Annotated in this window: 14 protein-coding genes; 1 reads left to right on the plus strand and 13 read right to left on the minus strand. The window is 57.9% G+C overall.

The features are described 5' to 3' along the window. Positions 1–30: 30 nt before the first annotated feature. The 11 genes from floA to PUR_RS18760 all read right to left on the minus strand — a co-directional run bounded on the left by floA (position 31) and on the right by PUR_RS18760 (position 19,443). Entirely contained in the window at positions 31–1,029 is a 999-nt protein-coding gene (floA, locus tag PUR_RS18710; protein WP_179036546.1) for a flotillin-like protein FloA, read from the minus strand. 62 nt (positions 1,030–1,091) lie between these two features. After that, positions 1,092–2,450: an NfeD family protein gene (locus PUR_RS18715; protein WP_179037988.1), complete on the minus strand. Its 1,359-nt coding sequence runs from the start codon at positions 2,448–2,450 to the stop codon at positions 1,092–1,094. Between the two features lie 315 nt (positions 2,451–2,765). Then, on the minus strand, positions 2,766–3,254 hold the full coding sequence (gene tnpA / locus PUR_RS18720; protein ID WP_179034640.1) for an IS200/IS605 family transposase: 489 nt from the start codon (positions 3,252–3,254) through the stop codon (positions 2,766–2,768). Positions 3,255–3,426: 172 nt separating this feature from the next. Further along, positions 3,427–3,870, minus strand: coding sequence for a GatB/YqeY domain-containing protein (locus tag PUR_RS18725; protein WP_179036547.1), 444 nt, complete (start codon positions 3,868–3,870; stop codon positions 3,427–3,429). A 15-nt stretch (positions 3,871–3,885) separates the two neighbouring features. After that, the gene (gene rpsU, locus PUR_RS18730) at positions 3,886–4,059 is read right to left on the minus strand and encodes a 30S ribosomal protein S21 (RefSeq protein WP_005547957.1); all 174 of its coding nucleotides are present in this window, start codon (positions 4,057–4,059) and stop codon (positions 3,886–3,888) included. Between the two features lie 139 nt (positions 4,060–4,198). Then, the gene (locus PUR_RS18735; RefSeq protein WP_179036548.1) at positions 4,199–4,558 is read right to left on the minus strand and encodes a histidine triad nucleotide-binding protein; all 360 of its coding nucleotides are present in this window, start codon (positions 4,556–4,558) and stop codon (positions 4,199–4,201) included. A gap of 445 nt (positions 4,559–5,003) precedes the next feature. Then, positions 5,004–8,534, minus strand: a complete 3,531-nt coding sequence (locus tag PUR_RS18740) for an AAA family ATPase (protein WP_179036549.1) — start codon at positions 8,532–8,534, stop codon at positions 5,004–5,006. Then, positions 8,531–9,712: an exonuclease SbcCD subunit D gene (locus PUR_RS18745; RefSeq protein WP_179036550.1), complete on the minus strand. Its 1,182-nt coding sequence runs from the start codon at positions 9,710–9,712 to the stop codon at positions 8,531–8,533. Before PUR_RS18745 ends, PUR_RS18740 begins: the two co-directional genes overlap by 4 nt. Before the next feature lie 281 nt (positions 9,713–9,993). After that, positions 9,994–14,175: a UvrD-helicase domain-containing protein gene (locus PUR_RS18750; protein WP_179037989.1), complete on the minus strand. Its 4,182-nt coding sequence runs from the start codon at positions 14,173–14,175 to the stop codon at positions 9,994–9,996. A 2-nt stretch (positions 14,176–14,177) separates the two neighbouring features. Beyond that, positions 14,178–17,681 (minus strand): helicase-exonuclease AddAB subunit AddB, encoded by a 3,504-nt coding sequence (gene addB / locus PUR_RS18755; protein WP_179036551.1) that lies wholly within the window; start codon positions 17,679–17,681, stop codon positions 14,178–14,180. A gap of 337 nt (positions 17,682–18,018) precedes the next feature. Continuing rightward, on the minus strand, positions 18,019–19,443 hold the full coding sequence (locus tag PUR_RS18760; RefSeq protein ID WP_179036552.1) for a class I SAM-dependent rRNA methyltransferase: 1,425 nt from the start codon (positions 19,441–19,443) through the stop codon (positions 18,019–18,021). Between the two features lie 210 nt (positions 19,444–19,653). On the opposite strand from PUR_RS18760, the gene PUR_RS18765 reads away from it, so the two are divergent. Further along, positions 19,654–20,640 carry a Na/Pi cotransporter family protein gene (locus tag PUR_RS18765; protein WP_179036553.1) on the plus strand — a complete coding sequence of 329 codons (987 nt, stop codon included), beginning with the start codon at positions 19,654–19,656 and terminating at the stop codon, positions 20,638–20,640. 17 nt (positions 20,641–20,657) lie between these two features. Here PUR_RS18765 and PUR_RS18770 read toward each other — a convergent pair whose 3' ends face one another. Continuing rightward, the gene (locus PUR_RS18770; protein ID WP_179036554.1) at positions 20,658–22,880 is read right to left on the minus strand and encodes a hypothetical protein; all 2,223 of its coding nucleotides are present in this window, start codon (positions 22,878–22,880) and stop codon (positions 20,658–20,660) included. A gap of 166 nt (positions 22,881–23,046) precedes the next feature. Then, a complete protein-coding gene (mtaB, locus tag PUR_RS18775; RefSeq protein WP_179036555.1) occupies positions 23,047–24,384 on the minus strand; it encodes a tRNA (N(6)-L-threonylcarbamoyladenosine(37)-C(2))-methylthiotransferase MtaB in 1,338 nt (445 codons plus the stop codon).

Raw genomic sequence — 24,384 nt, forward strand, 5'->3', positions numbered from 1 at the left:
GGGCCTCATCTCCCCTGCTTGTTGTATTCATTACTTATCGTTCTTGGAACCGTCGTTATCCTGATCGCCCATTTTGCCGAGCGAACCGCGCATCTGCGTGTCGGCTTCGATATTTTTCAGATTCATATAATCCATGACGCCGATTTGGCCTCCGCGCAGCGCTTCCGCCATGGCCAGCGGCACCTGGGATTCGGATTCGACGACCAGGGCTTTCATCTCGACGACGCGGGCTTTCATTTCCTGCTCCTGGGCCACGGCCATCGCTCTGCGCTCTTCGGCCTTTGCCTGGGCAATCCGCTTGTCGGCCTCGGCCTGTTCCGTTTGCAGATAAGCGCCGATATTTTTACCTACATCCACGTCCGCGATGTCGATGGACAATATTTCAAACGCCGTTCCGGCGTCAAGCCCTTTCTGCAGCACGGTTCGGGAGATGGAATCCGGATTCTCGAGCACGTCCTTATGCGAGTTGCTTGATCCGACTGTTGTAACGATCCCTTCGCCGACGCGGGCGATAATCGTCTCCTCGCCGGCGCCGCCGACGAGCCGGTCGATATTGGCGCGAACAGTGACCCGCGCCTTGACCTTTACTTCAATACCGTCGCGGGCAACCGCGGCCACGGTTGGCGTCTCGATTACACGCGGGTTAACGCTCATCTGAACGGCCTGGAGCACATCGCGTCCGGCCAGATCAATGGCGGCCGCCCGGGTGAATTCCAGCGGAATATCGGCACGCTGCGCGGCGATCAGCGCGTTAACGACACGGTCGACATTGCCCCCCGCCAAATAGTGGCTTTCCAGCTGGTTGATGTTCAACCCAAGGCCAGCCTTGGTCGCTTTAATCAGCGGATTAACGATCCGGCTTGGCGTGACGCGGCGCAGCCGCATGGCGACCAGCGTAATAATGCTGATCCGGACGCCGGAGGCCAAAGCCGAAATCCACAGCATGACCGGAAAGAAGCTGAGAAAGATGCTCAAAACAATGATCACTACGACCGCGATCAGTAAGACGGTTATTAGAGATGCTTCCATTTTTACATCTGCCCTTTCTATCTACCAAATTGGATACTAACGCAACACTTCCATAGTTTACCTTATTCCCGCGCTTCCTTCACTACAATCCTGCCGCCTTCCACTTTGACGACGGCGACGGGAGTATTCGCACCGATAAATCCGCCCTCGGTCACCACATCAAGACGCTCATCCTCAATAAGCGCCGTTCCAGACGGACGAAGCGGTGTAATGCTTATTCCTCTCCGGCCTACGAGCTCTGATTTCTCGGGACCGGGGATAAAACCCTGCTCCTTGCTCAGACTGTCGCTGAGAATGAACCGATTCCATATGCCCCGGTCCTTGAATGCAATTGCGACAATGATAATGACCACCACGGCAGCCCCAAAAGCGATGCCCAGACTGAACAGCGCATGTGTAAAGCTGTAGGCGGCCCGCACGACGCCCGCAATCAGACTGACGGAGCCCAGAATACCCAGAATGCCGAAGCTTGGAACGAACAGTTCAAGCACCATCAGAACCAGACCGATGATAAACAGCAGCCAGGTCTCCGCTCCGGCGAATCCCGCCACATAATTGCCGAAGAAATACAGCACAAAAGCCAAAGTTCCCAGAATGCCCGGAACCCCGAAGCCGGGGACAAGCAGTTCTATGACCACCCCGGCGATCCCGATGAACAGCAGTATGGTCATAACGGCGGGATGGGTCAGAAATTGCGACAGCTTCTCCGCGCCGGTATGCTGCACGCGAAAGATCTCATCGGTGGAATAGCCCATCCAGGCAACCGCCTCCTCCGGCGAATCTCCGGTGGCATCGGCGTAGCCCGCCTTCAACGCTTGTTCGCTGGTCAGCGCGATAATCTCGCCCTTGCTCTTGTGAACGCCCAGTTCAGGCTTGTCGACGACCAGATTGACGTCCGTCATTCCTGCGGCAATATCCGGATCGCGCCCGTTCAAAGCCGCCGCGCCCGCCATTTTGGATTTCCAGAACGACACCAGCTTGGCGTCGTCCACCCTTTTGCCGCTCATATCGACAAGCGAAGCCGAACCAATCATACTTCCGGGCTTCATTACAATCTTCTTCGCGTTAAGGGCGATATAGCTGCCGGCGGAAGCCGCGTCTCCTTCGATAAAGGCCAGCGTCGGAATTTTGCTCTCCCTTACCATGATGCCGATCTGCTCCGCGCTGTCCACCCGTCCGCCCGGCGTGTCGATCTCCAGCACAATTAGCGAAGCGCCGTATTTCCCGGCTTCCTCGAAGCCCCGTTTCAAGAAGCTCTCGAGTCCCCGCTCGATTTCCTGGTCCACAGGCAGAATAAATACCGGGCCCTTTTTCAGTCCGCTGCCAGCAACCTGCGAGCCCGGGCTGCCGGAGGCCTGAACCGTCAAGGCTCCAAACGGCACCAACAGGAGCAGGAACAGGGCGCAGACGGCCAGCATCATTTTCCGCAAACCCGTCACATCATATCCCTCCGATCCACTTAGATTAGTTTCGATCATTTTTCCGGATAATATAATTGGCGGATATAAATGTTATTACGGGGTAGACGGATCGGCGTTTCATCAATCACCAGATGCGCGTGGCTTCCTGACCACTCATCTATCTTGCATCATAGGTTTTAGGCTTATAAAATCAAAACCACCCGTATAACGGGTGGTTTGTTCTGCGGCTGAAAGCCTTTATTACTGGCCAGCCCTAAAGGGCACTGAATGGTTCGCCAACCGCACTACTTTTACTGCTACCCCTAAAGGGGTTTTCTATTTCTTCTTCTTTCGATTATCTTTGATCTCTTCTCCTGTAAATGGATCAATGTATTCCATGATTGTTATTTGTTCCGCGACGATATCCTCCTGCAGTTGATTTTGGATATATTCTTGTATCACTTTCTTGTTCCTTCCGACGGTATCCACGTAAAACCCTTTACACCAAAATTTCCGATTTCCATACCGATACTTTAGGTTGGCATGTCGGTCAAAGATCATCAAGCTGCTCTTTCCTTTTAAATATCCTATAAACGCCGATACACTGAGCTTTGGTGGAATACTCACCAGCATATGAATATGATCTTTACACGCTTCTGCTTCGATAATTTCTACATTCTTTCTTTCACATAGTTGTCTCAGTATTTTCCCAATATCTTGTTTCAATTTCCCATAGATTACTTGGCGTCTATACTTTGGGGCGAACACGATATGGTACTTACAATTCCATTTTGTATGTGCTAAACTGTTCACATCAGATGACATCTGTATTCCTCCTATTGTGCGATAAATTCGGTTGGCGAACCAAATTTATTGTAACATTAGGAGGAATTTTTTTTGATACATCGCTGGAAGCTCTCCCGAACCATACGCATAGCGTATGGTTTTCTTTTGCCAAAAAGAAAAACACCCCTTAAAAAGGGGTGTTCACCTTATGTTATTGCAGAAATTTCAGAACCGCCTGGTTCACGAGTTTACCGTCAGCGCGGCCTTTGACTTTCGGCATCAGCGCGCTCATCACCTTGCCCATTTCACTTTTCGAAGAAGCACCGGTTTCCTGGATGGTCTGCTGTACAATAACCTGAATTTCTTCTTCGGAAAGCTGTTCGGGAAGATATTGCTGAATAATCTCGATTTCTGCTTTATTGCTTGCAGCAAGCTCGTCACGACCCGCTTTTTCAAATTCTTGGAGGGCATCTTTGCGCTGTTTGATCTCACGACTAAGGATATCAAGCACTTCGTTGTCGTCTAATGTTCTTTTCAAATCTATCTCAAGATTCTTGATCGTAGAACGAACCATTCGAATCGTGGAGAGTTTGAACTTGTCCTTACTCTTCATCGCCTGCTTCATATCTTCGTTCAATCGTTCGCTAAGATTCATGCTTGGGTAATCCTCCTAAAACTTTCTCTTACGAGCAGCCTCGGACTTTTTCTTGCGCTTAACGCTTGGCTTTTCATAATGCTTGCGTTTCTTCACCTCAGCCAAGACGCCATCTTTAGCGATGGAACGTTTAAAGCGACGAAGTGCAGCATCAATTGTCTCGTTTTTGCGAACTTTCGTTTCAGACACCAGTTTTCCCTCCCTCCGACCAGACCGTCCAAGAGCATAACACGGTTCATCAAATTTCATTATAGGTCAAACCGAAATAAGGTGTCAACCTTCAAGCCCATTCTTTTTTCGGTAGAGCTATATTTCCCGGTCACTCTCTTTAGGCGTGGGATTTGGAATTGCCGATCAGCGCGCCCAGTTTCGCTCCACCGATAAGATGATAGTGCAGATGCTGAACCGCCTGCCCGCTGTCCGGTCCGCAGTTGTTGATCAGACGGTACCCGGTTTCCGCGATGCCCAGTTCTTTGGCGATTTGCTGCGCCACGCTATGGATTTCTCCGATCAGCGGCAAATCCTCCGAAGCTACCTCGTTCATCGACGGAATCGGTTTCTTGGGAATAATCAGCACATGCACCGGTGCGGCGGGCTCGATATCGTAAAATGCCAAAATCCGTTCATTCTCAAACACTTTGTTGCAGGGAATGCTTCCCTCAATAATTTTGCTAAAAATGGTTTCCATACCGCAGCTTCCTCCTAAAGGATATTTGAAGCGCCCTTCCCGTTCGTGGTTCGGGCCGTCCCTGACAACAATCGGACTCTCGGATCACCGGCAAAAATAACCCCGTAGAGGCCGTCGTCATTATTCATTTATCATACAGGAATTTGTTCTTTTTCGAAAGCGAAGCGGCGGAGCACGGAATATAGGCTTTCTCCCATAATAAATATCGGTTGCTGAGGCTGTACCAGATACAGCAGCAACAAAATTTCATTGACTCCGGTAAATAGGCAAAAAAAAAGAAACACCCTTCACAGCTGATAAAGCTGATTCGGCGGCGGACGTATGAAAAGGAAGAATTTCCCGGTCATACGTCCGCCGAGGTGTTTCAAATGATGTCGGCTTAGCTGTATTATAACAGGGGGGTGTTGCTGTCTCTGTGACGGATATCACAACCCCCTGCCCGATTTTAATTTTTTTCCAAAAGGATGCGGGAACCCTCTCCGCCCGGCAAAGCAGGAACCACAATCAGCTTGCGGGCAAGCCTTGCCCGAAGCTCGGGAACGTGGCTGATAATGCCGACAGACAGCCGATCGTTATGCAGCCGTTCAAGCGATGTAATCACGGTATCCAGCAGTTCGGGGTCCAGCGTGCCAAAGCCCTCGTCCAGGAAGAAAAATTGCAGCGGATACTGGCCCCGAAGCTGAATCTGCGTGGACAATGCAAGCGCAAGCGACAGTGAGGTCAGGAACGTCTCTCCGCCCGACAAGGTGGATACCGGCCGCTTGACTCCTCCGTTTCCGTCGTCGCGGATGACAAAGCCGCCGCCGGAGTCAACCTCCAGCGCATAGCGCTGTCTGCTCAAGAAGCGCAGACGCTGCGAAGCCGCCTGGCATACCTGCATCAGCTGCTCCTCCGCGATATATTCGACGAAGGCGTTGCCGCGCAGACAGGACTGCAGCTTGGACAGCCGGCTCTGCAAGCTCTCGTGCCCCGCCCGCAAGCTCTCTAGCTCTGTCCACCGGATATGCCTTTGGCGCAAATCCTCCAGATCCCGTTCTCCCCGGGCCTTGGCCTGCAGCGCCGCTTCGTCATCCTCCTTGCACCGCCGAAGATTCGTCTCGCATTCCCGCCACTCGTCCTCGGTCAGCGAGGCTCCGCCAAGCTTCTCTTCGATGTGGCGAAGCTGAACCTTGACTTCCGCCTCGCCGTCGCGGTGCGACCGCACACGCGCGAATGCCGCTTCGCGTTCTCCGTCATCCAGCGCTGCCGCTTCTGCTTCATCGGCCGAAGCGAACGGCGAAGAAGCAAGGCATTCTTCCCAGTTCGCAGCCGCGGCATCGCAGTGCTCGCGGGCCGAATCCGCCGCCTGGCGGGCGATCGCCGCCTCTCTGGCATCCTGCTGCGCCCGGTCTGCAGCGGCCCGGTGACGGCGTCTGCCTTCCTCTGCGGCTGTCTGAAGCTCCTGCAGGCGCCGCTCGCATTCGGCCAGCAGGGAACCGGCGGAACGGCCTTCGGTCCACTGCTGCAGCCGTCGCTCTTTCTCGTCCAGCAGTTCCTCTTTGCCCGTATGCTGAGCTGTCCAAGCGGCAAGCTCCTTATCCAGCCCAGCTATTCTTTCCTGCAGCATTTGCACGGAGGCGCTCTTCTCTTCCAGAAACTTCACGCTGATGTCCAGTCTGCCCCGGATTTCCTCGGCTTCTTCGTCCTTGCGACGCAGTTCGCCGTAGGCATTCTCCGCTTCCCCCGGCGCAAGCTGCGGAAACCGGCGCTCCCATTCCTGGCGCAAAACCGAGAGCTGCCGCTTCAATTCTTCCGCCTTGGCAGCTGTCTGCTCCTCCCAGCTCCGTGCGGCTTCGGCTTCGGCCGTTTCTTTCAAGAGACGCTGCTGCGACCGGCGGTCTTCCTCCTGCCACTGCGCAGCCTCGCGGCGCAGCTCCTTAGAGCGGCTCTGCAAACCGGCAAGCTGTTCTTCCAGCTCCGCCACGCCGGATGCTGCCGGCCATGCGGAAGCAGCTTCGCTTCCGGCTGCCGCCGCGCCAAAGACAGGCTTCCGGTCCGTGTCCGGAGCAGATTCAGTTAAGCCGGAGACAGCCTCCCGGCTCAGGGCCGCAGCAGCTTGGCTAGATCCGGATACGCCTTGCCCGGTTCCGGCCAGTGAAGCGCCTGCCGCCGCGGGAATCCCGGAGAAGGAGCCGGATTCACCGTACGCCTGCTCCAGCCAGGCGCGGTCCTGCTCCCGCAGGCTCCTCAGCCCGGCCCGCGCTTCAAGCGCACGGCCCGCCAGAGCCTTCGCCTCCTGCAGCCTTCGCTCCTCAGCCGGATCTTCTCCTCCGTCCCGCAGCGACGCCGGGGCCGGATGGTGGCTGCTGCCGCAAACGGGGCACGGAGCCCCGTCCTGCAGCTCGCGGGAGAGCGCCAGCGACAGCCGGTGCAGCTCCCGCTCCCGGAGCGCGGCTTCCAGCTCCGCGCAATGCTGTTCCAGCCGCCCGGCAATGGCGGCTGCGGCATCTTCCGCGGACGCCGCCCGCTCCAGATGCAGGGCGGCGTTCCTCACGGCGGCTGCTCGCGCTTCAGCCAGCCGCGCCCCAGCCGCCTCGGCCTCCGCGAGGCGGCCCCGAACCGCGCCGAGCGCAGCGGCGCGCTCAAGCCACTCCCGCTCCGCCTGCTCCCATTGGGACTCGGCGGAGCGCAATCCCTGCAGGCTCTGCATCGCTTCCTGCAGAGCCTGCCGCTCCTGGGAGCGGACCTCGAGCGGCAGGAGGCTGCGCTGCAGCTCCTGCTGCCGCTTTTGGCCCTTGGCCAAAAGTTCACGCTCCCGCGCCAGCGTCTCCCGCGAGGCTTCCAGCCCGCGGGACGCCTCGCCCTTGCGCTCGGCAAGCGCCGCGAGCTCGCGCCGCAGCCCGGCGAGCTCGGCTTCCAGCTCGAGCGCCTGGCGCAGCCGGCCTTCGCGTTCCCGCAGGGCCGGCTCTTCCGCGCCGAGCGCTCCATGCGCCTGCTGCTCGGCCTCGGCGGCCCGGACGGCTTCCTGCTCGGACGCCGCAAGATGCGACTCCAGCCGCTCCGCCGCCGCGCCCCGGGTTCGCCAGGCCTCCTCCGCGCTTCTCCATGCCTTCAGCGCGGGTGCGATCTTCGCGGCTTCGTCGCCTTTAAGAAGCCGCGACTCAAGAGAGGCTATCTGCTCCTCCCGCGCCCGGAACTCCAGCAGCTGCATCTCCCGGCGGGTGCGTTCCTCCTGCAGCTCGCGGATTCTTCCGAACCGCTCGAAGCGGCCGGTCGCCGCCTCCAATCGCTCTCGGCATTCGGCGGCATGGCGGACAGCCTCATTAAGACGCTCCTCGGCCGCCTGCACATCCTCCGCGCCGGCGCTGCCCAGACCCTGCTGCTCTGCCTCCACAGCGCGCAGCGCCGCTTCGTTCTCCTTGACCCGGCGGCTGAGCTTCAGCGCCAGCTGGTCGCCATACTGCTCCAAATGGAACAGACGCTGAAGCATCTGTCTGCGGTCCACGCCGCGAAGGGATAGAAACTCGGCGAACTTGCCCTGAGGAAGGACTACGGCTCGGGTGAAATCGTCCATCTTTAGCCCGATTTTGTCCTCGACGCAGCGTGTCACCTCCGCGAGCTTGTCCGCCACTACGGTCTCTCCGTCCGGGCCAATCTCGATGAAGCGGCTCACCGAATTGCTGACGGACTGTTCTCCTGTCCGTTTGAATCTTCGCTCTACCCGATAGCGGTGCGACCCTTCGGAGGAAGCCAGCTCGAAGGTAAACGCCACGGCAAGGGAATCCTCAGAATGATTCATGATCCCCTGCGTCCCGTTCACCGCCCGTTCCACCTTGCCGTACATCGCTAGGGTAATTGCGTCGAGCAGGCTCGATTTGCCGCTGCCCGTCGGTCCGAAGATGCCGAACAGCCCGGTCTCGCACAAGCCCAAAAAATCGATCTCCTGGCTTTCGCGGTAGCTCTGCAGCCCGCTTACTTTCAATAGTATCGGCTTCATCTCGTATCCTCCGCCTCCTGTCCGTCACGCTCTTCCTCCGCTAGCTCCAGAAACAGCTCCACAAGGCTGTCCTCCGGCTCCGCTCCCCCGGTCTGGCGTTGATAGAACTTTCTGAACAGCTCCTGAACCGGCATCCGGGAGCGGAGGGACGCTTCCAGTTCCTTCTCCATCTCCGGGTATACCGGCCGGATATGTACGATACCTTCCCGCGACTTGCGCAGCCGCTGAATATCTCCCATCGACAGCGCCTCGCTCAGGCGGATTCTCAGATCGATGAACGCATTGGCGTCTCTGCCCTCGTCCAGCCACCGGTACACTTCATCCAATCCGCCTGCGCAATCCCACTCCACCAGGGGACGGCCGCACCGGAGCAGAATTTCTTCCGGCTTCGCCTCCGCTCCCGGCGAGAGCTCCAGCATCGTCACGGACTTGGCTTGGCCCGCCTCCGAAAAGCTGTACGCCAGCGGAGAACCGCTGTAGCGGATCATCCCTTCTCCCTTGACCTTCTGAGGCCGGTGGAGATGGCCGAGCGCCGTATACTGCGCACCGCAGGCCAACGCCGAAGGATCGACGGTATACGCCCCGCCGACCTGGATCGGACGCTCGGAGTCGCTCTCCACGCCACCAAGCACATAAATGTGGCTCATCGCCAGATTGACCGTGTCAGGCGTGAATTCCCGGGACAGCAGCTTCATCAGGCGTCCTACGCGCGCACTGTATGCGAGCCGCAGTCCGGCTTCGTCGCTGTCCTCGGCCAGCAGCTCGCCAAGGCGGGCTTCGGAAGGGTATGGAAGAGCCGCGATACGCGCGGTTTCTCCGGTACGGGCCACCCGGACCGTCACCGGATTGCTTGCGGGCAGGCCGACAAGAGTAATGCCCTGTCCGAAGACAAGCGGGGACACGGAGGATACCCGCTCTGGCTGGTCATGGTTGCCAGCAATTACGACCAGCTGCCTTCCGCCGGAGGCAAGTCTTGAGGCCGCTTCGTAGAACAGCTGCTCGGCCGCAGCCGGAGGGTTGACCGAGTCGTACACGTCCCCTGCCATCATTATGAGGTCCGCCCGTTCCTCCTCGGCAATGGCGACCAACTCATCAATAAACGCCTCCTGCTCCTTCTGCCTGCTTCTTCCCTCCAGCGTACGGCCCAAATGCCAGTCGCCCGTATGCAAAATCCGCATGTTCCGCCTCTTTCCCGCCCCAGCCGGGCGAATATGAATATCATAAATTTCGTATGGTATAAACCCTAAGTCAATTGCCCCTTGCCGCAGATCCTTGTTTAATGGTGCGAGTTCAAGGTATGGGTGGTTAGTGGCATGGATGGTTCACGGTATGGGTGGTTTACGGTATAGCAAGTTCAAGGTATAGCCGATTCATGGTATATCAGGTTCACGGTATAGCAGGTTCACGGTATAGCAGGTTCATGGTATAGCCGAGACTGGTCCAGTGTCGTCTGGCAGCGTCAACCTGATACTCGGACGGCATGGCCGCCGTCAAAGAAATACAACCATGATTCAGCGATCTCTTCACCCAAAATATCGCCGAGCGCCTCTGAATACAGACTGAGCTGGTAGCGGTATTTCTCCTCCAGTGCTTCCAGTCCGCCTTTATGCTCCAGAATCGCATCGCTCTTGTAATCCAGCAGGATCAGCCGCCCTTCCTCGCGGAACAGACAGTCGATAACCCCTTGGATTAATACGGAAGGAGAGGCTGTGCCGCTCTCTCCAAGCAGCTCCGATGATGCCCTGTCCAGAGCCTGAAGACCCCGGTAGGCTTCGGAAGCGGGCACCATATAGCTGAAAGGCATTTCCCTTCTCTTCCACGGAGAAGCGAGCAGCCTGCGACCAAGCGGATGGTCGTAAAAAGCCGCTGCTTTCTCCGGATCGACCGCCGCCGCTTGTTCTTCCGTCAAAATACACAGCTGCACCAGCCTTGCCAGCGTCTCCTTCACTTCGGCAAGGCCAACCTCGCCCTCCAGCGGAATATGCTGCATGACGGTATGGTATACCGTCCCGCGTTCCGCCGGGGTTACGCCGCGCTGTTCCATGAACCTCGGACGCCGCAAATGCAGGCTGTCGGCGGCGGCGGAGCTGCGCTCCCGTGCTCCGGGAAGCTGTTCTTCCAATAGGTCGAACGAAGGTTGATCTTGCAAAGACAACAGGGATTTCAATTCCGTAACGGAAGTCTTGGCCGGAATACCGGCAGCCGCCTCATAAGGGTAACGCCATGACAGCCGCTCGGCCGCTCCGGCCTTTTCCCCATCATAAGCCGTAACCGGAACCCCCCGTCTCAGTTCATGAAGCGCCGTTCTTCTCGCTTCTTCACCGTCTTCTCTGCCATCCCTGGCTGTTAGCGCGCCCGCTTCCAGTTCGGAGGATGGCAGGACGCTGACGCTCCAGTTGGACAGATCGCCACGCAAGGTAAGCGGAGCCGCTCCTTCCTTGCCGGCGATTTTCCGCAAAATCGCCGCGCCGGGGTGTCGGATCAACGCCGGGCCCACCCAATCCAGATAGCTGCGCCCCCGGGCGAGCAGATGATCGGGGAGCAGTTGATCTTCTCCGGCGCCCGACGACATCCAGTTCGCCGCTTTGCCCGCAAGATCCCGGACGGTTCCGACGAGAATCATCTTGTCGCGCGGGCGTGTAAGCCCCACATACAGCACCCGCATTTCCTCCGCCAACAGCTCCAGCCGAGAACGGCGGCCGATGGCGAGATAGGGCAGCGTCGGATAGCTGACCCGGGTCTCCCGTTCCAGAAAACGCGGGCCGAAGCCGAGCTCCTTGTGCATCAGAAACGGCGCGTAAAGATCCTGCCGGTTGAAGCCCTTGGACATTCCGGCAAGAAAAACGACCGGAAACTCAAGGCCTTTGCTCTTATGGATCGTCATGATCCGGACGCCTTCACCCTGCTCGCCGCTTCCGCCGGCCGCGCCCAAATCTCCGCCGTTCTCCCGGAGCCGGGATATGAACACCAGGAACCGGAACAAGCCGCGGGCCGAAGTATCGTTCTCGAATTGAACCGCCCGGTCGTACAGCGCTTTAAGATTGCTCTGACGCTGGGCGCCCCCGGGAAGACCGCCGATCCATTCCAGATATCCGCTTTCTCGGTAAATGCGCCAGATCAGGCCGCTTACGTCGCCTTGACGTGCCTCATCGCGCCAGCCCTCGAGCTGTTCGAGAAACCGGTTCAGCTTATTTCGGAGACTGACGGAAATGGCCGGACCGACGGTTTCCGACTCACCGGACACCGTCGGCTCAGCATTTACCGTCTCGCTGGCAGCCGCCGTCTCCTCCGCGTTTTCGGCGCCGCCCCGAACGTCGAATGCACCCTCGACTTCGTTTCCGATTACGCTCCCGACGCCGGCTGTAGTCACGTCTGTAGTCACGTCTGTAGCCACGGCAGCATGAGCGGCTTCATGTCCGGTGCTTCCCGCGCCGCCCGCCGTTAGGCCTCCCGAGACCGCCGCGATTACCGCGTCGTAAAACGAGCCTACGCCGCACAGGCGCACCTTCGCCAATTCTTCTTCGGTCAGGCCGACGACAGGCGAGCGCATCGTTCCGGCCAGCGGGATGTCCTGCTGAGGATTGTCGACGACTTTCAGCAGGGAGAGAATAACCTCCACCTCGGTCGCCTGAAAATAGCCCCTATTCTGGTCGCCATAGGCCGGAATGCCTTCCAGCCTTAGCTCTTCCATCATCAGCGGCGCCCACAGGCTTGCGGAACGCAGCAAAATCACAATGTCGCCGTAAACAACCGGGCGCATCGTTCCAAGTCCCTTATCATAAATCTGCAGCGGCTCGCCGCCATCCATGCCCGTCATACGGATAATCCGCCGGGCGATGGCGCGGGCTTCCAGCTGCGCCGTTTCACTTTCGATCAATTCGCTTTCAGCCGTCTCCGCTTCCCCATCCTCGGCCTTTTCCTCCGGCATGCCTTTAGAGCTTCCCCGGTCGATCAGCAGCAGTTCCGGAGCAAAATACGTATCCGGCCCCTTGTCCGCCGCGCCGGGAAAGTTAGCGCCGTATACAAGCTCCGCCCGCTCGTCGTAGGCGATTTCGGCCACCGTTTCGTTCATAATCTGGCGGAACAGCATATTGACGGCGTTAACGACCTCCATCCGGCTGCGGAAATTTCGCGACAGATCGATGACAATTCCTTTTTTCTCTCCGGTTTTAGTCTCGCTTATCGCTGTGCCGCCAGATTCGTCCGTTCCCTGACTTTCCTGCTTGTGTTCCTCTTTGAATCCGCTCTTGCCATAGCTGCGGTACTTGTCCAGGAACAATCCCGGCTCCGCGAGGCGAAAGCGGTAAATACTCTGCTTCATATCGCCTACCATGAACCGGTTGCCCGGATCTTCTCTCGAGATCAGCCGTACAATTTCTTCTTGGACACTGTTCGTATCCTGATATTCATCAAGCAGCACCTCGTCGAACTGCGCCCGGTACTCCAGTGCGGCATCCGAAGGCATGGAATATCCCGCCGCCGACTCGGGGTGGCGCAGAATTGCCAGGCAGTAATGCTCCAGGTCACTGAAATCGACCAGCCCTTTGCCCGCTTTCTCCGCGCGGTAACGCTCTCCGAACAGGATCACCGTTTCCGCCAGTTCCGTCATCAGCGGAGCCGCTTCATGCAGCTCCCGGAGGAACGCGTCCGCCGGACGTCCGAACAGCGAATTCTGCAGCTCGACGATGATCTTCTTGACTTCGTCCCGCAGACCCTTGACGGTCTCCTGCAGAGCGGGATCAGTCGCGTCTTTCTTGCAGGGCTTCAGCTTTCCGAAGGCGGCGCCGCTGAACAGGTCATAGAGCTCGGCCCAGGGCCTCTCTTCCACGGCCCGCCGCAGCCCTTCGACCATGTCCAAATCCGCCGCCAGATTATCGGCGTATGGCGCGGGTCCGCCGGGCTGAAGGGCGATTTGCCGTCCCCGCTCCAGTTGGCTGGCCGCGGCGGCCAGCGCCAGCGCCGCCTCCTCGAGTATGCTCCGCACCCAGGGGGTGCGGGACAAGGCTTCGGTATCCGGCAGCGAGAAGCCCGCAGCTGTCTCTCTCAGCCACTCCTCCGGCCACGGATGGCTTCGCGCAAAATCATGCAGCCGCTGAACGAGCGCATGCACGGCGTCATCGGTGCGCTCCCCGCTGAACCAGTCCGCCAATTGCACGAACACGCCGTCTTCGCCGGCCTCTTCATATTTTTCCTCGAACAGCTCCTCAAGGATTTCCTGGCGCATGATCTCCGCTTCGTGTTCATTCAGAATACGGAAACCAGGGTCTAGCGGAATCAGTTGATAATAGCGCCGGATGACCTCAAGGCAGAAGGAGTGCAGCGTCGTGATCGAGGCTCTGCCAAGCAGCGCCAGCTGGCGCCGTAAATGGGCGTTGTCCGGATCTTGCTCCAGCTTACGGTCCAGCGCCTCGCGGATGCGCTGCCGCATCTCGGACGCGGCAGCTTTGGTAAAAGTCGCCACCAGCAGCCGGTCCACGCTGAAGCCGCTGCTTTCGTCGCCGATTTTGCGGATGATCCGCTCAACGAGCACAGCGGTCTTGCCGGAGCCGGCAGCAGCCGCCACAAGAATGTCGTCCCCGCTCTCCACGATGGCCCGCCATTGATCGTCGCTCCATATGCTTCCTTCCGGTTTTGCCGGCATGATCACGGTCTGTTTCCTCCTTCGTCTTTGCGGGACAGCATCTCCCAGATTGCGTCTTTGCCCGGCTTGCCCAAATGCTTGTATCCGTTGCCCTCCACGGCCTCGTCGAACTGGCACACCGCCCTGTACGAACAGAACGTGCACGCGGTCTCCTGCTGAATCCGGTAAGGCGTGATAGCCACGTCCCCTTCCGTAATACGGGTTCCGATCTCCGTGATCGTCCCTCTTACCGAAGACAGCAGGCGGTCCCACTGCTCGGGCGTGGCAACGGAGGCGCTGCTGTAGAAGCTGCCATCGCTCTTCAATGCAACCGGCACGATGCTGGAATGTCCCTTGTCCAGACTCGTATCCATGAGTGAGACAACCTCTCGGTCCGCCATAAGCAGACCCTTCATCTTGAACCGCTTTAGCAGCTCCTGCTGCGCCTGCTCCCGGTTCATGCCGTTAGGCGACGATAGCAGCGGATCATGGACGTGAAAATACAGCGTTCCCGCCGGGAATGCGGGCTCTCCAAGCCACTCCTCGGCATAGGTCAGCAGCACGTCCAGGTAGGTCAGCATCTGCAGCGACAACCCGTAATACACTTCATGCAGCTTAAGGTCCTTGCGGCTTGATTTATAATCGATGACCCGGAGCAATATCCCGTTCTCGCCCTCCGCGGTATCGACGCGGTCGATCCTTCCTACAACTTCCATCAGGCAGCCGTTCGGCAGCTGGATGCGCAGGGGCGGCAGCGACTTGCCCGGACCGAAATCCAGCTCTAGAAAAGCGGTGTCGAAGCTGCCCCGGCGCGCATGCTCCCCGAGAATAACGGAAGCCCGCCCGACAATATTCTTAAGCTTGCGCGAAATATACCCGTAACGCTTGGAGCTCATCAAAATCTCTCCCTGAAGCATCGGAGACAGCATATCCACCGTCTTTCCGGCTTCATTCCGGCATTCCTCTGGGGTCATAGCGCCCCAGCTTCGTCCCTCGTCCCGCAGCTTTGTCGCCATGGTGCTCAGCGCGGCGTGAAACAGCTGCCCGATATCCGGAGCCTGAAGCTTATAAAGCTGGCGCTCCTTGAGCCGCAAGCCGTAGGAGGCGAAATGAGAGAACGGGCAGGAGACGAATTTCTCCATACGCGAGACGCTTCCGCGCAATGTGGGGCCGCCATATAACCGCAGACTCGTTTCCCGCCTGAGCGGAACTCCGGGATTGCTGTAAAACAGCGAGCTTATCAACGTCTGCATGCGCGGCCGCCATTCCGCGCTCTCCGCAAACCAGTTGTAGACCTCCCACCAGATTTGCGGGATATCCTGTCCCTGCTTCCATTGGCGAAGCTGTACGATCAGCATGCGCAGACTCTGCTCCGGATTGCCGATGAAGTCATGGTGCTCCTCGGGCGGAGCCGATAACGGAAGGCTCTGCAGAGGATGCTCGGCAACCGCCGGATACATCCGGCGCAAATGGCGGATAACCTCCGACGGAAGCAGCGCCTTGCCCTCATCGTCCGTACACGCATAGCTGATCCACAGCTTGCGGGAAGCCGCTGTCAGCGCGTTGTAGATCAGGAAGCGCTCGTCCAGCAATTTTCGCGAAGCACCCGGGGCCAGTTCCATGCCCGCGCCTTCCAGAAGGGACCGCTCCGACTCGGACAGCACCCCGTCCTCATGGAACTGAGCCGGTACGACACCTTCATTGAAGCCGAGCAAAAAGGCATATTTGACTCCCGACGTCCGGGTCCGGTCCATCGTCCCGACAAGCACCTGATCGAGCGACGGAGGAACGAGACCCATCCGCAGTTCGGCAAGCCCTGTCTCCAAAATGCCGGCGAACATGTCGAAGCTTAAAGCCTCTTCGCCCATCATCTCCACGATCTGATCCAACAGATCGAGGACGGCTCCCCACAGCTGCCGGTGCTCCCGGGCGTCCTGCGTTCTTCCTTCTTCCAATGCCGCTGCGCCCATGTATTCCAGCTTCCGGGCTGCGGCGGTGTCTTCCAGCAGTTCGAATACCGCTCTGCATAAGTCCTCGCCGCTGCGGCTCTTATTGATTCGCTGTTCAAAAGCTTTCAGCGGCCCGGTCACCGCCACCCGGCATGCTTCCATCAGCGGCACCAGTCTGTCGTCAGCCTTTCCTCCGCCTTCCAGCGACAGGCTCGGGATCGCCTTCCATTTGTAATTCTTGTCGGTCCAGCGGTAGCCTTGAATGCCGCAGGCAAGAACGTAGTTTTCCAGGATGTCCATATCGTCCCTGGTCAAGCTGCCGTCCGGCGGAAGCAGAAAATCCGTCTTTATGCACCGGAACACATCCTCATACCGCCAGCGGCGTCGGACGATGTCCAGCGACGAACGGATAAACTCCACCAACGGATGATGCAGCTCGCCTGCCTTGCGGTCCAGGAAGAACGGTACGCCGTAATCCCGGAAAAGCGCAGGCACGAGGTAATCGTAATCCTCCAGCTTGCGGACGAACACGGCCATTTCGCCGTACTTCGCTCCTTCTTCGCGCGCCAGCCTCATCATCTCGCGCAGCGCACCTTCAATCTCCGCCCGCTTGTTTACAGCCGCCCGGATCGTAATTCCCTCCTCCACGGGCTCAGGTCCCCGGTACGCCAGCCTGCGGTCAAAGCCCCGCTCCAGATGCGCCAAAGCGGGAGCCTCTGCAAAGCGCGGAAGCGCCGCAGGGGCGAGCACTTCATCCCTGACATCCCCGCCGAGTTCTTCCGCCATCCCTCTCAGCTTGATGTAAGCGGAGGCCGAAGGATGGAACAGATCCAGCTCATGGGGCCGGTTAACGCCAAGAAAAGGCCGGTCAAGCGTCAGCGCGATCGTTATATCGGCGGCATGCAGCATCAATTGGCGCAGCACCGTAAACTCGCGGGCCGTAAACCCCCGGAAGCCGTCTACGAAAATGGACGAGCCCCTTACGAAAGAGGAAGAGGGTATCAGCTCCGTAAGTTCGGCCAGCCGGTCTTCTTCGTCCATATACAGCTTGGACATTTCCATCTCAAGATCGTCGAATACGAGTTTCAAATCCTCCAGCTTGCCGGTAAGGATCGGACTTCCGCCCGCAGACTCCCGCAGCCGGGACATCTGCTCCTCCAGATCGGATGCGCCGAGACAGCAGCGCTTCAGTTCGGAATGCAGACGGCTCAGCCGGTCCACAAATCCCGGACGGTCCGACGAAGCTCCGAACAGCTTCAGCTCTTCCTTGCGCCGGCTCAAAATCTTGTAAAGAAGCATCTTCTTGCCTTCATCGCCGATCGGAACGCCGCCCTGGCCGCCGGTTTCCTGCTTCACCCGGTAGGAGAGGCGCGGAAAGCTCAGCGTCTGCGCCCGCAGGCTTCCCCGGGCGTCGCAGGCACTCAGAAGCCCTTGCTCGGCGCTAAAGGACCCCTGCTCCGGAACCAGTTGAATAATCGGAGGGCCGAGCGGGTCTTCGCGCAGAGCGGAACAGATCGCATTCCATATTTTCGTGGTCTTGCCGCTTCCCGAGCGGCCGATCAGAAACGTTACCGACATGCTTCATAAACTCCTTCCGCAAAAAAACTGCAATTCGATCGTTCTGTACAGCAGAGTCTGCCGCTTCAAAGCGAACAGAGGCTGTCATTCGTTCTATCATTATATCATACGATAATGAATCGGAACATACGTTTGCAGTTCTTCCAATACTTAGCGCGAAAACCAGAGGCCACACAAAAAGAAACGAACGCCGTCCCTATAAGGCAGCGCTCGTTTCTCACAGATATATGACCAAAGATATACGCCCAACAGGCTGGCTCACCAGACGTTGTAAACAGAGGCCGAACGAAAACACCGACCTATCACGGCGCGTTCAGTCCCTTGGTGCCTATGCCGCTTACTTGGAAGTCACCTCAAAAATAGCAAACTTCAGGTAATGCCCCTCGTCCACGCCCAGAATTTGCGGATGATCCTTGCCGGCTGCTCGCCACTCGATCAGCCGCAGCACCTTGCCTGCATCCTCGGCGGCTTCGGCAATGGTCTGCAGAAACAGCTCCGGACGCATGTGATAGGAACAGCTTGCGGTAACCAGATAGCCGCCTTCATTCACAAGCTTCATACCGTGCAGGTTGATGTCCTTGTAGCCGCGGCAAGCCCCTTTAACCGCGCCCTTTGTCTTGGCAAAAGCAGGCGGATCAAGAATGACGACATCCCAGGTACGTCCTCCTCCGGCTGTCATCGGCTTGGAGGTATCCGTCTTTGAGGCGGATTTGTTCCCTCCCGCTTTGGCTGCGGATTGTTCCGGCGAAGCTCCGACGGCGTTTATGACTGCCCGTTCCGCCCGTTCCTCCAGCCCTTTCACCTGGCTGCGCAAATACTGGAAAGCGTCGTCCACGACGAACTCCACCCGGTCCCCGAAGCCGTTCAGCTCCACGTTCGCCTGGGCGCTTTCAATTGCATGCGCGGAAACGTCGAGACAGGTGACCTTTTTCGCTCCGTATTTACAGGCGTTTAGCGTAAAGCTGCCCGTATGCGAGAAGCATTCGAGCACGGTGGCGCCGTCCCAATAAGGAAAAGAGACTTCTTTGCCGCTCTTGTTGACGGGAACCTTCCGGCTTATGCCGTCCTCACCCGCAACCTTTTGCAGTGTAATGCCGCTGCGTGCCCCCCAGCCTGTCATCAGCGGAGCGATGGACGCGCGGTTCTCCCGCTGATCGAAGAAATACCCCGTCTTCTGGCCCTGCTCGATGTCGACAATCAGCTTTAGTCCATTCTCGGTCACGGTAACATGACGAGGGCATTCGCCGTACAGAACCCCCGTCTTCTGCTCCAGCCCCTCAAGCTCGCGCACGCCGACATCGCTGCGCTCGTAGATGCCTTTCGGCTCCAGAACTTGCACCAACGCTTCGACGATTTCGGCGCGGCGCTTGTCCATTCCGAGCGTCAGCAGCTGCACGACGAGCACGTCGCCGAAGCGGTCGACGATCAGTCCCGGCAGAAAATCGGCCTCCCCATACACCAGCCTATAGGCGTTCTCCCCGCCAAGAAACCGCTCGCGGTGATTCAGACAGCGGGCAAACCGCTCCGCGAAAAAGGCCGTATCCATTGCCGCAAGCGGCTTGTGCGACACGACTCTGATCCGGATCTGCGATGCCGGATTGTAATATCCGGTTGCCAAATATTTTCTTTGATGGCTGAGGACGTCCACCAGCCCACCTTCTTCGGGATTTCCCTCCACCGTTTCCACTTCGTTGCCGAAAATCCACGGATGTCCCGATTCCAGCCTTTTTTTGCGGCCGCGCTGTAAAATGACCGATGCCACTAACCTCAACTCCCAGTTGTTTGTTTAATATAGGACCCTGACCTCAGTCATGTCCCGGTTGCTGCATTCATATATTGGTGTACAACCTGCTAAGAAGAAACGGCTTCGCCGTCCTTTTAGGGACGGCATCGTTTCTCGTAAAAATACAAGGTCTTTGATAAGCGTGAAACTTATAAATTCTTGTATTTTAAAAAAAGGAGAACCGCTGCCATGATTCGCGAAGTGCTGTTCCCTGTATTATACGGCATTGTTATTTTTCTTGCCGGGATGAAGCTGATGGAGACCGCGCTCTCCAAGCTGGCCGGTCCGCTTCTTACCGGCTTCCTGAACAAGGCGACGGCCACACCCCTTATGGGCGTGGCCTCCAGCACCCTGCTCACTGCCGTTCTTCAAAGCAGTACCGCCGTAACGGTTCTGTCGATCGGCATGGTCAACGCCGGCCTGCTGACCTACGCCCGGACGCTTGGGATTATACTCGGCAGCAATATCGGCACCTGCCTGACGACGGAGCTCATCGGCCTGCAAATCGGCCGGTTCGCCGCTCCGCTGCTGGCGGCCTCGCTCGCCATATGGGCTGCGGCCGTTACGCTCGGCGAGCTTCCGCCATATAAATCGCGTCTCGTGGAAGCCGGACGCAAAATCGCCCTGCCGCTTCAGTTCGCCAGTCTGGCGTTCGCCGGTTTCGCGCTCGTGCTGTGGGGCATCTCCGTCATGCAGTCCATCGGCCCTGCGCTGCAGGAGAGCGGCCTCTTCGGGTGGTTCCTGGGCCGGGCGGCGGAGAACGTCCTGTGGGGCTTTGCCGCCGGGGCCTGCCTGACGGCGCTTCTGCACAGCAGCAGCGCCGTCATCGGCATGGCTATGGGCGTCGCCGCTTCCGGGGCGCTGCCTCCCGAGCTCGGCATCGCCATCGTGCTGGGCGCCAATGTCGGCACCTGCGTCACCGCCGTCATCGCTTCCATCGGCGGCAGCCCGTCCGGCGTCTTCGTCGCCTGGTCGCATGTTGCGCTCAATGTCGGCGGCGCGGCTCTGTTCCTGCCCCTGACCGGTCTGCTCCAGGAGACCGCCGCGTGGATCGGCGGGGGTCCGGCCGCGCAGATCGCGCACGCGCAGACCCTGTTCAACGTCGCCTGCTCGCTGCTGGCGCTTCCCCTATGTTATCTGCCTGTATGGTCAAGGCTGGAAAGGCGGCTGCAATAAAGCAGGCCGCCTTTCGTTTATTTTACCGTTACTGTTACCGATACGGTTTTGCCGTCGAATTTCCCTTTTAACACAGCCGTTCCTTTGGCAGAGGCGGCGATAACGCCGTTCTGGGAAATCGCCGCCACGGACGGCTTGGAGCTTGTCCACATGACGCTACCTGTTACGTCCGCTGTTTTCCCGGTATCAAATTCAGCTGTAACGGAAACCGAAGCCGTGCTTTCCGGAGACAGTTTAAACCGGGTCTCGCTTACTTTCAGCTTGGCCAATTTCGGGACTACGGATACTTTGACCGTAACCGAAATTCCCTGGTAAGAGCCCGACAAATCAGCCGTTCCTTCGGCCAGCGCCTTGACGCTTGCTCCCTTAACGGAAGCCACGGCCGTATTGGATGACGTCCAGTTCATTCCCGAGGTCAGACTCACAGTCTTTCCAGCCGCAGTATATCCGGTGGTCTTAATGGATTTGGAGCTCTTGATATTCATTGTCAGAACGGCGGGTTCCACCGTGATTTTAACGATTTTTTGCTCAATCCTAACCGGAATGGAGATGGTCTTGTTGGAGTAAGTGCCTTTCAGCGTCGCAGACCCTTTGACAAGCCCCTTGATGACTTTGCCTGTGTTTGTCTGCTTAATAACGGCATTGCTGCCTGAAAGCGTCCACTCGATCTCCTCTGTGACAACCTTCTCGTCTCCGTTTTCCATAACGGCATTTACTTCGGGCAGCTGCGTTTCTTCGCCGGTCACGAGACCGAGACCGTCTTCGGGACCGATCAGGACGAGCACTTTATCTTTAACCGTCAGCGCGACGTCCACGCTTTTGCCGCGAATGTCCGATTTGGAAGACACCGCCTGAGCCTCTTTCAACTTCCCCGTAAGATGAACCGTCCCTGCGGAAACCGCCGAGATTTTGCCGTCCTTGATCATGGCGATATCTTCGTCCGCGGAAGTCCACTCCATTTCCTGACTGATATCCAAAGCGGACTCGTCCAGCCTGGTTCCGCTGACTTTTGGCAATCCTGCGGTATCGCCGGTATAGAGTTCAAGCTCTGTGCTGTCCGCCTTCATGGCGCTCAGTGTCGGATAAACAGTCAGCTTGAAGCTTTTGGAGCTGCCCTTGTATTCCGCCTTCACCGCCGAAGTTCCGGCTGCCTTGGCGGAAATGACGGTATCGGTGCCCGTGTCCAGCGTCGCCGCAAGCTTGTTGTCCAGGCTGAAATCCGCAGCGCTTGTCACATCGACAGTCGAATTCGCCGCATTGCGCACCTCGGCCTTCACCTTCAGCGATTCACCGATAAACATTGTCTGATCGCCGGACGGTGTAAGCAGCAGCGCCTCATAAGGAGCCCGCACATAGACGTCGACCGTCTGTGAAACCCCGAGATACTCTGCCTTTATCGTAGCTTTTCCGATGCCCACGGCTGTAATGGAACCTTGCGAAACCGTCACGGCGGACACGTTGGAGGAAGTCCATTTCGCATCCGCGGTTACATTCTTCTCATCGCTCTGATCAGAAGCCTTGGTAAAGGCGCTTAAGGAGACGGCATCGTCCCCAACCAGCATCTCCAATTCATCCGTACTTGCCGCGCCGTTTCTAAGCTCGAGACCGGAATACGGCAGCGACACGACCGCTTTGAAGGAAGCGGTAAGCCCGCCCAATTTCGCCGTAACGGTGGCCGATCCCTCGCCGATAAGTGTTAGCAGTCCATCGGACACGGTCAGTACATTGGTATTGGAGCTGCTCCACTCGGCATCTTCCGTCACGTCGTTTACGAAGACTTCCGAAGCGCCGCCGGTAGCGGTCGCCGTGACCTGCAGCAGGTTCTCGCTGTCGCCCAGCTTGTAGTTGCCGGAGTTCTCATGCTCCAGCTTCAGATTTTTGTAAGGATAGGATACGGATACCTCTATGGTCGCCACCGAATTATTATACGTGGCCTTTATGATGGCGCTGCCGCTTCCCTTGGGTGTAAGCAAGCCGCCGGCTGCGGTCGCCACGCTAATATCGGACGATGTCCATACGGCGGCGGCCGTAATGTCCTTCTTGGAGGAGCTTCCTTCCACGGTGGCCAGAACCTTCAGCTGCTTCGGCGTCTGGCCGACTGTCAGTTCGATTTTGGAAGCGCCGTCGATTTCGATAGCATTAATATCGCCGGCTGCCGCGAAGGCGCCCGCCGGGAACAGGATTGAAACGAACAGGGTGACAATCAGAACCCATTGAGTCATTTTGTTGTTCGATAACATGGTAGGTCTCCTTTGGTAATGAATAGTTGCGCGATCTTCTCCAAACCCTTCCAAATATATCGACAACCCTGCCCGAAATCATTACCTTATTGGAAAAAAATTCATGAAAAATGAAGGGTCCCATCCTCCGGAGAATGAAACCCTTGAATAGGCGGCGGCTTCCCGGCTAAATCGAACGCAAAGCTTCTCCGTGTACGCCGACCAGCTCGCCCCTGCACTCGTTCACGCCGGCTTCTGTCACCTTAACGCGGCACAGCTGGCCTTGCAGCTCATCGCCGCCTTCAAACAGCACCTGCAGATAGTTGTCGCTGAAGCCGTGCTGGATATCCCGGCCGGGTGCACCTTTCGCCGATCTCTCCGTGACCACGCCGACCGTCTGTCCGACGAATCTGCGGGCATAAGCCAGCTGCATCTCCTCGGACAAGTCGATCAGCTGCTGGACGCGGTCGTTCTTGATTTCCTCGTCGACCTGATCCTCCATGCGGGCCGCGGGCGTGCCTGTGCGCTTCGAATAAGGGAACACATGCATTTCCGAATAATCGACCGCCTTCATGAAGTCGTAACCCGCGCGGAACATCTCATCCGTCTCTCCCGGGAAGCCCACGATGACGTCGGTGGTGATGCCAACGTCGGGCATCGCCTGGCGGATCAGCTGCATTTTGGCAAAATACTCTTCGGTCGTATATTTCCGGCGCATCCGTTTCAGCACTTCGTTGTGTCCGGCCTGCAGCGGAATATGCAGATGACGGCACATCTTGGACGAACGGTTCAGTACATCAAGCAGCTTCTCGTCGATCTGGCTCGCTTCAATCGAGCTGATGCGCACGCGCTCCAGTCCGTCCACCTTGTCCAGCTCCCAGAGCAGATCGGCGAGGCGGTAATTGTCGAGATCGTCGCCGTATCCGCCGGTATGGATGCCGGTCAGCACAAACTCCTTGTACCCGGCCTCCACCAGCTGATGCGCCTGTTTAATAATACTCTTCGGATCACGGCTGCGGGACAGCCCCCGGGACCACGGAATGATGCAGAAGGTGCAGAAGTTGTTGCAGCCGTCCTGAATTTTGAGAAAAGCTCTCGTCCGTTCAGCAAAGCCCGGCACGTCCAGCTCCTCGAACTCCCGCGTCTTCATAATGTTGCGCACGGCGTTGACGGGCTGCCGCGACTCGCGGATGCCGTTCACATGCCGGATGATCTGGTCGCGGTCCTGGTTGCCGATGACCAAATCGACGCCGGGGATATCGAGAATCTCGCCCGGAGAAGTCTGCGCGTAGCAGCCGGTAACGGCCACAATCGCTTCCGGATTGCGCCGGACGGCGCGGCGGATCATCTGCCGGCTTTTTTTATCGCCCGTATTGGTGACTGTGCATGTATTTATGATGTAAACATCGGCCTGTCCCTCGAAATCCACCTGCTCGTAGCCTTCCTGTTTGAACAGCTGCCAGATGGCTTCGGTATCGTAAAAGTTGACTTTACAGCCTAAAGTATAAAAAGCAACGGATGGCAT

Source organism: Paenibacillus sp. URB8-2 (genome assembly GCF_013393385.1).
Taxonomy (GTDB): domain Bacteria; phylum Bacillota; class Bacilli; order Paenibacillales; family Paenibacillaceae; genus Paenibacillus_AQ.